Raw genomic sequence first — 13,066 nt, forward strand, 5'->3', positions numbered from 1 at the left:
TTAAAACTTATGGACGTTTGCTAAGCACTTCATCCACAAGACCGTATTCTTTTGCTGCCTGCGCAGTCATAAAGTTGTCACGGTCTGTATCTCTTGCCACAGTTTCATAGTCTTGACCACTATGTTCTGCCATCAAACGGTTTAAACGCTCTTTAATGAAAAGAATCTCACGGGCATGGATTTCAATATCCGATGCTTGTCCACGGAAACCACCGAGTGGCTGGTGAATCATAACACGTGCATTTTCTAAACAGTAACGTTTCCCTTTCGCACCGGCATTCAACAAGAATGCACCCATTGATGCGGCTTGACCCATACAATATGTCACCACATCAGGCTTAATAAACTGCATGGTATCGTAAATTGCCATACCCGCAGTAACTGAACCACCTGGTGAATTAATGTATAAGTGAATATCTTTATCTGGGTTCTCTGCTTCTAAAAACAACATCTGAGCCACAATTAAATTGGCCATGTTGTCTTCCACTTCACCCGTTAAAAAAATAACGCGTTCACGCAAGAGGCGCGAAAAAATATCAAATGAACGTTCACCACGAGACGATTGCTCAACTACAACTGGGACTAACGCGTTTTCAATAGTTGGAACATACATACGTTTATTTATTCCTAGATTTTTTGTGACTTAACCCATATCCACAATATGAGGGATAATGACCGAAATTGCAAAATATTCCCCATTAAATAACAGATATTTTTTGCATAAGCTTTGTGAATATAGGACAAGCCGATATCTTGTTGAGATAAAAAAAGGCGCTCAAAGCGCCTTTTTTAATTCAAGCTGAATTAGCCTTGTTGACGAGCTTGTTGCTCTTTCAACAATTCTTCATAGCTCACCGCTTTATCAGTTACTTTCGCAGCTGCTAAAATGTGATCAACAACTTGATCTTCTAATACAACAGCTTCAATTTGTGAACGTTGTTGTTTGTCATTTTTGAAGTATTCAATCACTTCAGTTGGATCTTCGTAAGAAGAAGCCATGTCTTCGATGTAAGCTTCAACGCGAGCTTGGTCAACTTCAAGTTTAGCATCAGCCAATACTTTGCTTACCAATACGCCAAGTTTTACAGATTTCTCAGCTTGTTCTTTGAACAATTCATCTGGAAGCATGCTGCTGTCAAATGCTTTCGCACCTTGAGCACCAAACTGTTGCGTGAATTGTTGGATCATTTGTTGACGTTGACGGTCAACTTCTTGAGCAACCATTGCAGCTGGAAGTTCAACTTCGTTTGCAGCTACAAGCGCATCAAAAGCAGCGCCTTTCACTTGGTTACGCAAACCATTTTTTACTTCGCGTTCCATGTTTTTACGCACGTCAGCTTTTAATTTTTCAACGCCTTCTTCTTCAGTTAAACCGAAGATTTTAAGGAATTCAGCATCAACTTCTGGAAGTTTTTGTTTTTCAACAAGCTTCACAGTAATTTTGAATTGAGCTGCTTTACCTGCAAGGTTCTCTGCTTGGTAGTCTTCAGGGAAAGTTACATCAATTACTTTCTCTTCGCCTTTCTTCATACCAACGATACCGTCTTCGAAGCCAGGGATCATACGACCAGAACCTAAAACTAGTTTAAAGTCTTCAGCAGCACCGCCTTCAAACTTCTCACCATCAACAGTACCTTCAAAGTCGAAAGTCACTTGCATGTCTTTTTTAGCCATGCCTTTCGTTTCAGCCCAAGAAGCACGTTGCTTCTGAAGGTTTTCGATCATTTGATCAACGTCTTTGTCTTCTACTGTTGCTGCTTTACGTTCAACTTCTAGACCGTCAAATTTCACGTCAACTTCTGGATAAACTTCAACAGTCGCTTCATATACAAGCGCGTCGTCTTTGTTTTCCACTTTATCAATGTTTGGCATGCCAACAGCATTGATTTTTTCTTGTTGAATTGCTTCGAATACTGTGTCACGGATAACGTCATTTACCACTTCTTGGTAAATACCCGCGCCATATTCACGGCGAACTACGTTTAATGGCACTTTACCTGGACGGAAGCCGTTAATCTTTACAGTTTTAGCAGTGCGTTTTAAACGTGCTTCAAATTGCTCGTTCACACGGCTCGTCGGTACAGATACATTTAAACGACGGGCAACGCCCGAAACCGCTTCAGAAGTTACTTGCATGGCTTCCTCGAAATTTAGTAATTACAGTTTATAAAAAGTGCCACATTATATGACAACATTCAAAGATATACAAAACTGGATGTTTAAACTACAAGATTTTATCTAATTTCTTATGATCTTTTGGTTAATTTTCTAAATTTCCGATCATTTCCTCATTTTCAAACGGTTTTTTATTGCAAATGATAAACTTTATCATTATTATATGCACAATTATTATATTTACATTATTTTTCAGCTATTTATCTCGTCCAAATCTGGAATTCTATTTATGAGTATGTTCAACCTTCGTCCACTTAGCCTTGCGATTCTTGGTTTATCCAGCAGTACTGCATTTGCAGAAAGCAGTTCCGAAACTCCCTCCTCGACGCATCAACTTTCAACCATTGTGGTTTCTGCTGCGGGGTTTGAACAAGATATAAAAAATGCGCCCGCTTCTATTAGCGTAGTCACCAAAGAAGATATTGAAAAGAAAAATGCCACGAGTATTGCAGACCTACTGGCTGATGTACCTGGAATTGACATTCGCTCGGGCGTGGGTAAAACCGCAGGCTTAAACATTAAAATGCGCGGTTTGGGCAATGATTACAGCCTCGTCTTAATTGATGGACGCCGCCAAACTACATCTTCTGACGTTACGCCAAACGGCTTTGGAGAAACATCAAATAGCTTTCTTCCACCTCTTTCCGCGATTGAACGCATCGAAGTGATTCGAGGCCCTATGGCGACTCGTTATGGTTCCGAGGCGATGGGTGGTGTTATTAATATTATTACCAAAAAAATCAGCAATGAATGGAATGGTAATGTCACAGTAAGTGGCAATTTAATGGAACATAAAGCTGAAGCTGACTCATGGAAAACCAGTTTTCTTCTCAACGGTCCACTCATTCAAAATCGTCTTGGACTACAACTTCGTGGCAGCTATTTAGATCGTCAAAGCTCTGAACGTATCGTTGCTGGCTCGACCTCACGTGACCCTCGTCCAAGTGAAGCAGATAACTATGATATTGGCGGTAAATTAAATCTAAGTTTAAATGAGAAAAATTCGCTTTGGGTAGATGCTTTTCAGTCAAAACAAACCTATAGCAATGCTGATAACCGCTTAGGAACAGAAGATACTTCTGCGCGCGCACGCGGTTATAAAGATGAACTGGAATTTAATCGAGAGCAATACTCTCTTGGGCATGATGGCAATTATGACTTCGGCACATGGAACACCTATATTAGCCAAACCAAAACGGAAACGATTGGGCGTACCATTCCGACCAATACTTTCCCGAATAATGCTGATGCAGGTCGCGATCGTACATTAGAAAATACAGATTTAGTTGCCGACAGTCATATTATTACTACACTCCAAAATCACAAGCTCACTTTAGGTGCTGAATACAAAAAAGCTGAAAGTGTAGATGATATTGCAGGTCTAGGCGCTGAGTTTGAGAAAGACTCTTACTCATTCTATGCAGAAGATGAGTGGAACCTGATGGATAGTCTGCATTTTACCTTTGGGGGACGCTATGAAGACCATTCAGGTTTTGGTGGACATTTTAGTCCACGCGCTTATCTGGTCTGGAACACAACAGATGCCTTAACCCTTAAAGGCGGTGTGAGTACGGGTTATAAAGCCCCTTCGGCTAAAGCTTTACACAATGGAATAATCAATTTTAGTGGGCAAGGAACCACTCCTGTTCTAGGTAATCCAGATTTAAAGCCTGAAACCTCGGTCAATTATGAACTAGGCTTAAATTATCAGCCTTCAGATCGATTGGATTTTAATACCACAGCATTTTTTAATGTTGTTAAAGATAAAACCGTATCTAAAGAATTTAATTGCAGTATCAGCGACTGTTCGGGATTGGGCAACGGTGTAACATCTTATTCCAAGAGCTTTAATGCAGATGAGGCAGAAATCTATGGCCTCGAAACCTCATTAAAATATCAAATCATTCCCGAGTGGGATATTAAAGCGGCCTATACCTTTACCGAATCTGAGATTACCAAAGGCGAAAACAAAGGTTATGCACTCGAGTCAACAGCTAAACATTTATTCAACCTCACATCGACATGGCATATCAATGATGCATTTGATCTATGGTTACAACATGAATATCAGTCTGGTCGTCCTCGCTACCTAGAAAGCCAAACTGGCGATGCACTGAATATTCAAAAGCAAACCGATAATGAGTTCGCTGGCTATAACCTATTTAACTTGGGTGGTAGTTATCAGCTCAATGATCAGATACGTATTAATGCGGCTGTAAATAATTTGCTAGATAAAGACTTTACCGAATACATGGACTATTACGACCTAAATGGTGATGCACAACAAGCATATAAATACCTTTCTATAGGTTCTGCTATGTCTGGAACATATATTTCTGGACGTAACTACTGGTTATCTATTTCTTACGATTTCTAAAATCCAAAATCCCAATAAAAAACCCTGCATTAGCAGGGTTTTTCTATTTATATAAAAAATCATGCACTTACATACAAAATGTTACACAATATCATTTTTTTTTACATTTTCTTTAGACGCCTTAATCGGCAATTCCAATCGTTTATAATTGGTAAAATAAATAAGAATTATTATTATTCGCATAAGAATTTTTACTACTCTTTGTGAGTTCAGAAATGTCATTTATTAAAACGCGTAAAAAATTAGTGTCGGCAGCAATTGCCTCATCATTATCAGTTGTTGCGACTACGGCTATTGCTCAAGATGACGCGACACAACTTCCAACAATTCAAACACAGGCAAGTGCTGAAACACAAAAGAGTTTAAAAGTAGATAATTCTGCAAATAACAAGTTTGTTGCTCCCCTTTTAGATACACCAAAATCTGTATCAGTCATTTCTAAGCAATTGATTGAAGATACACAAGTAACAACTTTAAGTGATGCACTTCGCACAGTGCCTGGTATTACCCTTGGTGCAGGTGAAGGCGGTAATCCAAATGGTGATCGTCCATTTATTCGAGGCTATAACTCAGAAAGCTCGATGTATGTAGATGGCGTTCGTAACTCTACTTCTCAAAACCGTGAAATGTTTGCCATTGAGCAAGTTGAAATCACCAAAGGTTCTGCATCTGCAATGGGCGGTGCTGGTACATCTGGTGGTAGCATCAACATGATTTCGAAAACCGCTAAAAAAGGTGACTTTTTAGAAGGCTCTGTAGGTTCTGGAACAGACGATTACCAACGTATTACTTTAGATGGTAATAAAGACTTTGGTAATGGTATCGCTGCTCGTGTTGCAGTCATGGGGCATCATAATGATAAAGCAGGACAAGATGATGGTACTGAATATGCCCGCGCAGGTATTGCGCCAAGTATTACTTTCGGTTTAGACAGTGATACGCGTGCAACTTTAAGCTACTACTACCTCAAAACTGACGATACTCCAGATTCAGGCATTCCGTATAACAACCCATTTGCTGCAACCAACGCCAATGCGGGCCTAAATGGTAATGGCAAGCCAATTGATGTAGCGCAAGGTACATACTATGGCTGGAAAGATCGTGATTTTCAAAAACAAGAAAACCAAGCAGGAACGATCAAGCTTGAGCACGACCTTACTGACAATTTAACCCTTAGCAATACCGCTGTTTATAACAAATCTAAAAATGATTACCTCTGGACCAATCCAGATGACTCTAAAGGTAACTTTTATAACAAAACCACAGGTGAGTTAACAGGTAATGTATGGGCACGTGTCAACTCACGCATAGCTGATACAGACACCTTTACCGATCAATTGGCTTTAACAGGTAAGTTCAATACAGGTGCTTTTAAGCATAGCTTTAACTTCGGTGCAGAGTATTCAAACCAAGAAACTGATCGTACCCAATACATTATTGATAATTTATCGTCTACAGGTACTGCGAATAGCTCATGTAATGCAGCTGCGATTGCATCGGGTTGGTGTACTTCTGTTCAAAATCCAAATCGTGGCGCGTGGACAGGTACAATTAGTACCCAAGGTGCAGATGTCTATAACATCAAAAATGAAAATACCTCTGTATTCTTCTTAGACAGCATCGAATTACATCCTCAATGGATTTTAGACTTGGGCGTTCGTTGGGATGATTATTCTGCTGAACAGACCATGACTTATGGTCAATTTAATAATTCAGTAACAGGTGCGAACAACACCAAAATCACTGCGAAAGCAGGTGATAAAGTCACCGTTAAAAATGATTCTGATTTCATCAACTATCAAGTTGGCTTAGTCTACAAACCTGTCGAAAATGGGTCGATTTATGCAAGTTATGCAACATCTTCAAACCCTGTAGGTGTAGATGGTGGTGATGGTTCAGAAGGTATTACTGCTGCTATTCAGAACTTAAAGCCTGAAGAAGTACGCACCATGGAACTAGGAACAAAATGGGATGTTTTAAACGACAAACTCAACTTGACCGCAGCCATTTTCCGTACGGAGAAAACCAATACTCGTGCAACAACAGATGAAGGTACAACCAAAAATATTGGTGAAACCCGTGTCGATGGTTTTGAATTGGGTATTAACGGTAACATTACTGACAAATGGGCAATGTCGGCTGGCTATACTTATTTAGACAGTGAACTTATTGACGGTGGCTTCGAAAATATTGGAACAACAGCAGCACCTATTTATATTGCGAACCGTAGCAATGGTAATCAAGTTCAAAACGTTGCGAAAAACTCAGCAACCTTATGGACCACCTACCAAGTCTTACCGCAATTCACTTTAGGTGCTGGTGCTGTTGCCATGGATAAAGTCTATGGTAATGCAACCAATACTAAATTCGTCCCTGGTTATGTGCGTTACGATGCAATGGCACGTTACAACGTCAACAAAAATGTTGATTTACAACTCAATGTGAACAACTTGACAGATAAACGTTATTTCACCAAGGCTTACTCTTCACACTATGCAACAGAGGCCGAAGGTCGTAGTGCTGTACTTTCTGTGAATTTTAAATATTAATTAAAAGCATTAAACCCATAAATTATTTATGGGTTTATGTTATAAAAAATAGCCTCTGCATGCAGGGGCTATTTGCATACACACTCTACTAAAATGAAGGGCATTCGCGTGATTCATCATATTCCCAATGTACTGACGAAAGAGCAAGTTCAATACTTCCGCGATGAAATGGATAAAATTGAATGGGTCAATGGTAAAGTCACTGCGGGTACTTTATCGGCTACAGTAAAACAAAACCAACAACTTCCTGAAGATCATCCCCTCACCCATCATCTCAGTACCATTATTTTAGAATCTCTGGGACAACATCCTTTATTCCTTTCTGCCGCCATTCCACTCGATATTATTCCGCCCCTATTCAACCGCTATGAAAATAATGAATCCTTTGGTTTTCATGTCGATAACTCGATTCGTCGTATTCGAGGCACCAATGAACGTCTGCGTACAGATTTATCTTGTACCGTCTTTTTAAGTGAACCTGAAGAATACGAAGGCGGTGATTTGGTGGTTGAAGACACCTATGGGTATCATGAAGTCAAACTTCCTGCGGGTGATATGATCCTTTACCCATCGACCAGTTTGCATGAAGTCACTGCGGTCACTTCTGGCTGTCGTATTGCATCATTCTTTTGGGTGCAAAGTATGGTCCGTGATGATGCTGAACGACATATGCTATTCAACCTTGATCAAACCGTACAAAATTTACGTCTGCAATTAGGCGATCAACATGCCGAAGTGATTAAACTAACCAATCTTTACCATAATTTAATGCGCAAATGGGCTGAACTTTAATTCTACAAAGCTTTTTGAAATCTTCGCTGCTGCTATTTTTTTCCAAATTAAAACAGCAGCGAGAAAAAACTAAGAAAATCTTGTAATTTACTTTGATAATTATTTAATTAACCCAAGATAAACAATAAAAAATACCCTTAAATACAACAAAAGAAGAAAAAAATTCCAATATTATTTTATTCAAACTAATATTCGGAAAACATTCTCAATCTAAGCACAGTATGATAGAAGTATAAGCTTTGCAGCGAATGCAATCTTCGCCTAGACTCAATCAAGTACTCTGCGAATACTTGCACAAGTAAAACTGCCCTATTGATCTTGATGGTTACATGATGAAAACGAATGATATTTTTGCTTTTCCGACTCACGCTCAACCTCAAATGAATCTCCTGATGCTGCGCCACGCGCGCGTATAAAAATTTTGCCTGTTTGGCAGCTTTCCCTATTTTTTCCCTTTAAATATTTTTAAATAAACACCATATATATTGTAGCAAGTTGCAGATTTCATTCGACCAAGCAACCCATGCTGCACAAGGAGTTCCTCATGATGTTGGCTGATCCAAGTAAAAAATACCGTCGCATGTACCAGCGTGTAGACTTGCCTGACCGTCAATGGCCAAACAAAGAAATTACCCAAGCGCCGATTTGGATGAGTACCGACCTTCGTGACGGTAACCAAGCAATTTTTGAACCAATGGATATGGAACAAAAGTTTAAAATGTTCCAAATGTTAGTCAAAATTGGCTTTAAACATATTGAAATTGGCTTCCCTTCTGCATCTCAAATCGACTTTGACTTCACACGTAAATTGATTGAAGAAGGTCATATCCCAGATGACGTTTACATTGAAGTTTTAGTTCAAGCACGTGATCACTTGATTCAACGTACTTTTGAATCCTTACAAGGTGCAAAACGTGCAATTGTGCATATCTACAATTCAAACTCTCCAACTTTCCGCCAAAAAGTATTGAATGTAGATGTTGCTGGTGCAAAACAATTGGCCATCAATGCCGCTGAAAAAGTGAAAGAATATGCGGCGCAGCAACCAGAAACTGAATGGGTTTTCCAATACAGCCCAGAATGCTTCTCTGCAACTGAATTAGAAGTTGCGAAAGATGTTTGTGATGCTGTGACTGAAATCTGGGATGCTCGTCCAGAGCATAAAGTGATTTTAAACTTGCCTGCAACTGTTGAAGTATCAACTCCAAACGTCTATGCAGACCAAATTGAATGGATGCATCGTAATATTCAACGTCGTGATGGCGTGATCATTTCAGTTCACTGTCACAATGACCGTGGCTGTGGTATCGCGGCTTCTGAATTGGCGATTATGGCGGGTGCTGACCGTGTAGAAGGTTGTGTATTTGGTAATGGCGAACGTACGGGTAATGTGGACGTTGCCGCAATTGCCTTGAACATGTATACCCAAGGTGTAGCGCCAAACTTAGACTTCTCTAACATTAATGAAGTGATTGCTACAGTTGAAGAATGTACTGGCTTACCTGTACATCCTCGTCATCCTTATGCAGGCGATTTGGTCTTCACTGCTTTCTCGGGCTCACATCAGGATGCGATTAAAAAAGGCTTTGAATACCAGAAAAACGAAGAAATCTGGGATATGCCGTACTTACCAATCGATCCGAAAGATTTGGGTCGTGACTACGATGCTGTGATTCGTGTTAACTCACAATCAGGTAAAGGTGGGATTGCCTACTTGTTGGAAGCAAACTACAACGTGGTGTTACCACGTCGTTTACAAATTGAATTCTCGCAAGTGGTACAACAAGTTGCCGATGATGAAGGCGTTGAAGTTTCAGCACAACAAATCTGGAGCTTGTTTAAAGATAAATATGTCAGCAGCAAAGATGCACATTATTCTGCAAAAAATTACCGCTTGTCTGATGATAATGGCAACCAAGTGATTGAGTTAGATATCGAACTTGATGGCGAAGTACAGCATTTACGTGGTGAAGGCAACGGCCCAATCTCGGCAATGTTAAATGCGCTTCAATTACCGATTGATGTCTTGAACTATGAAGAGCGTAGCATTAGCTCTGGCGCGCATGCTAAAGCCTTAGCCTTAATTGAAATTCAAGTCAAAGGCACAGGTAAATCTGCCTTTGGTGCAGGTGTGCATGACAACATTGTGACTGCCTCAATTGAAGCGATCCTTGCCTGTACCAACCGTTTAATTGAACAAGGTGTACTCAGCACTGAACAAGTGATTGCTGCTGCGGTATAAGTATTAACAATATTGATTAGCACTAAAATGACTTTAGAAGGATACCCTCAAGTGGTATCCTTTTGTTTATTGTTCTAAAAAATTAAAGGCGAAGTATTTCTGTGTCTTTTCCAGCTGACTCAGTGGGTCTCGTAACCCCACAAAAGTTCCAATTCGAAGAGCCGTTAGAACTAGAATGTGGTCGTGTTTTACCACGTTTCGAAATGATGGTTGAAACCTACGGTACACTCAACGCAGATCATTCTAATGCCATTCTCATTTGTCACGCCTTATCGGGACATCATCATGCTGCGGGTTATCATCACAAAGATGATAAAAAAGCAGGCTGGTGGGATGCATGTATTGGCCCTGGAAAAGCAATTGATACCTCTAAATTCTTTGTTATCTCCTTAAATAACATTGGGGGCTGTAGCGGTTCGACAGGTCCAACCTCGCCAAATCCTGAAAATGACAACCGTCCTTATGGACCAGATTTTCCTTTAGTGACCGTACGTGACTGGGTAAAAACGCAAGCTATGCTGTCTGATCGCTTAGGCATTCAAACTTGGTATGCAGTGATCGGTGGTTCTTTGGGGGGCATGCAGGCGTTACAATGGTCGGTTGATTATCCTGAGCGTTTACAGAAATGCGTGATTATTGCCAGCGCACCAAAACTATCTGCACAGAATATTGCCTTTAACGAAGTCGCACGTCAGTCGATTTTGTCTGACCCTGACTTTCATCAAGGTCGTTATTTAGAACATGACAGCTATCCGAAACGCGGCTTAATTTTGGCACGTATGGTCGGTCATATTACCTATCTGTCTGAAGAAGCCATGAAACAAAAATTTGGTCGCGACTTAAAGTCAGGCAAATTTATGTATGGCTTTGATGTCGAATTCCAAGTCGAAAGTTATTTGCGTTATCAAGGTGAACAATTCAGCCGTAACTTTGATGCCAACACTTACCTCATTATGACCAAGGCACTCGATTACTTTGATCCGTCGCGTGAATATGAACATTCATTGACCCAAGCGATGTCTCAGACCCAATGTCAATTCTTGGTGGTGTCCTTTACCACGGACTGGCGCTTTACTCCCGAACGTTCACAAGAAATTGTAGATGCACTCATTAGTAATCATAAGCCTGTGAGTTATCTGGATATTGAGGCAGAACAAGGTCATGACTCGTTCTTGTTCCCGATTCCGCTCTATGTAAAATCATTACGTGCATTTTTAGGTGGTGAAGAACAGCTTAAATCTACCGCTAAGGAGGCTGTGTAATGCGTATCGATCATCAACTCGCTGAAGCATGGATTAAACCCGACTCTAAAGTCCTCGATTTGGGCTGTGGTGATGGTGAATTGCTGGCTCATATGAGTAAACAGCACAATATTCGTGCATATGGCTTAGAAATTGATCAGGAAAAGATTGCAATTGCGATCAGCCGAGGGTTAAATATTATTCAGCAGGACTTAAATTTAGGTTTAAGTCGCTTTGCCGACCAGTCTTTTGACTATGTGGTCATGGCACAAGCTTTGCAAGCTGTAGATGCGCCTGACGTATTATTACGTGATATGGTGCGTGTGGGGAAACAAGCAATTATTACCTTTCCAAACTTTGCACATTGGAAGACTCGTTCTTTCTTGGCTTTAAAAGGAATGATGCCTGTTTCAGAAGCATTACCGTATATGTGGTATAATACTCCAAATATCCACTTATGTACTTTTCGAGATTTTGAAGCACTTTGTGCAGAAAACAACATCCGAATAATTAATCGACTCGCCGTGAATGGGGATCAGCAAGGTAGTTTACTCAGTAAACATATCCCAAATCTGTTTGGTGAAGTCGCAATTTATCGAGTGAGCGCGCTATGAAAAAATTATTATTAAGCACACTAGTTTTTGGACTTTTTAGCATTCAGTCTCATGCTGAGTACGTTTCGCCATCTGCTTCCATTTCTAGTCAAGCTGCCCAATATTCAACCATGGATATTGATAACTTAATCAAAGCTGCAAAAGCAGGTCAACCTGCTGCACAGTTTTACTTAGGCACCAAATACCAAACGGGTAAAGACGTCAAGCAAGATGACCGTCAAGCTTTTGCTTGGTTTAAAGCTGCGGCTGATCAGGGCTTATCCCCTGCACAGTTAAATGTAGGTCGTATGTATGCCGATGGTGTTGGAGTTGCCAAAAGTGAAACTTTGGCTCGCCAATACTTTGAAAAGGCAGCCAGCCATGGCGACAACCGTGCCAGCTTTAATCTTGCCATGATGGAAGAGCAAAAGAAAAACTACATTGGTGCTTACCAATGGTATGAACTTTCAACGCGTGATGGCATGCTCGACAATAAAGTCATTACCATGTCTGAAGGTAAAAAGACTGCTTTGGCAGCAAACCTGACCCAAGACCAAATTCGTTTGGCACGTGACCGTGCCGACAAATGGATTCAAGCGCAATAATATTGCACTGACTCTAGACAGCACCTTCGGGTGCTTTTTTATTTTCGGCAGTTGTGTTTTTTTGCATCATCACAAACCTTAAACCATGTGCTTCAATCACCTCCGATACAGCTTTAAAGCCAAATTTTTGATAAATAGGCTGCGCATAACAACTTGAATTTACGCTTATCACGGTGATATTTTCCTGTAGTTCAGCAACAACATAATTCCACAGCTTTCGACCAATGCCCTGCTGCTGTACAGCAATATCTACAAAAAAATGTACGAGATGGGCGGGTTCTTTATAAGCAATGATGCCTAAAATGGTTTCATTCTGTTCATACACATAATAATGAACCTGTTCCGTGTTTAATAATTTTAGAATGGTGGCTGAAGAAAATTTTTCTTCACCTTCCCGACTTATGGCAAAGTCGGCAATATAAGGCTGAATTAATCTCTCAATTTGTTCTAAATCTGCATGGGTGGCTGGACGAATCATATTCATTTATCTCT

General features: G+C 40.4%; 10 protein-coding genes. 7 read left to right on the forward strand and 3 right to left on the reverse strand.

Annotated features, from left to right (window positions below; all coding sequences use genetic code 11):
- Positions 1 to 7: 7 nt before the first annotated feature.
- Together clpP and tig are read right to left on the reverse strand one after the other, a co-directional pair.
- Entirely contained in the window at positions 8 to 613 is a 606-nt protein-coding gene (gene clpP, locus E0H87_RS05670; protein WP_016168229.1) for an ATP-dependent Clp endopeptidase proteolytic subunit ClpP, read from the reverse strand.
- A 191-nt stretch (positions 614 to 804) separates the two neighbouring features.
- Complete coding sequence (gene tig / locus E0H87_RS05675; RefSeq protein ID WP_131322715.1) at positions 805 to 2,136, reverse strand: trigger factor; 1,332 nt, start codon at positions 2,134 to 2,136, stop codon at positions 805 to 807.
- 268 nt (positions 2,137 to 2,404) lie between these two features.
- Between tig and E0H87_RS05680 the strand changes: the two genes are divergently transcribed.
- The 7 genes from E0H87_RS05680 to E0H87_RS05710 all read left to right on the forward strand — a co-directional run bounded on the left by E0H87_RS05680 (position 2,405) and on the right by E0H87_RS05710 (position 12,574).
- On the forward strand, positions 2,405 to 4,552 hold the full coding sequence (locus E0H87_RS05680) for a TonB-dependent receptor domain-containing protein (RefSeq protein ID WP_131322716.1): 2,148 nt from the start codon (positions 2,405 to 2,407) through the stop codon (positions 4,550 to 4,552).
- 215 nt (positions 4,553 to 4,767) lie between these two features.
- Positions 4,768 to 7,101, forward strand: a complete 2,334-nt coding sequence (locus tag E0H87_RS05685; protein ID WP_131322717.1) for a TonB-dependent receptor — start codon at positions 4,768 to 4,770, stop codon at positions 7,099 to 7,101.
- A 108-nt stretch (positions 7,102 to 7,209) separates the two neighbouring features.
- Positions 7,210 to 7,893: a Fe2+-dependent dioxygenase gene (locus E0H87_RS05690; RefSeq protein ID WP_131322943.1), complete on the forward strand. Its 684-nt coding sequence runs from the start codon at positions 7,210 to 7,212 to the stop codon at positions 7,891 to 7,893.
- Between the two features lie 544 nt (positions 7,894 to 8,437).
- Positions 8,438 to 10,135, forward strand: coding sequence for a 2-isopropylmalate synthase (gene leuA, locus E0H87_RS05695; RefSeq protein ID WP_131322718.1), 1,698 nt, complete (start codon positions 8,438 to 8,440; stop codon positions 10,133 to 10,135).
- 101 nt (positions 10,136 to 10,236) lie between these two features.
- Positions 10,237 to 11,397 (forward strand): homoserine O-succinyltransferase MetX, encoded by a 1,161-nt coding sequence (metX, locus tag E0H87_RS05700; RefSeq protein ID WP_131322719.1) that lies wholly within the window; start codon positions 10,237 to 10,239, stop codon positions 11,395 to 11,397.
- Positions 11,397 to 11,990 (forward strand): methionine biosynthesis protein MetW, encoded by a 594-nt coding sequence (gene metW / locus E0H87_RS05705; RefSeq protein ID WP_016168236.1) that lies wholly within the window; start codon positions 11,397 to 11,399, stop codon positions 11,988 to 11,990. Before metX ends, metW begins: the two co-directional genes overlap by 1 nt.
- On the forward strand, positions 11,987 to 12,574 hold the full coding sequence (locus tag E0H87_RS05710; RefSeq protein WP_131322720.1) for a tetratricopeptide repeat protein: 588 nt from the start codon (positions 11,987 to 11,989) through the stop codon (positions 12,572 to 12,574). Before metW ends, E0H87_RS05710 begins: the two co-directional genes overlap by 4 nt.
- 13 nt (positions 12,575 to 12,587) lie before the next feature.
- On the opposite strand, the gene E0H87_RS05715 is transcribed toward E0H87_RS05710, so the two are convergent.
- Entirely contained in the window at positions 12,588 to 13,058 is a 471-nt protein-coding gene (locus tag E0H87_RS05715; RefSeq protein ID WP_319922774.1) for a GNAT family N-acetyltransferase, read from the reverse strand.
- Between the last annotated feature and the right edge of the window lie 8 nt (positions 13,059 to 13,066).

The organism is Acinetobacter sp. ANC 4178 (assembly GCF_004331175.1).
Taxonomy (GTDB): Bacteria; Pseudomonadota; Gammaproteobacteria; order Pseudomonadales; family Moraxellaceae; genus Acinetobacter.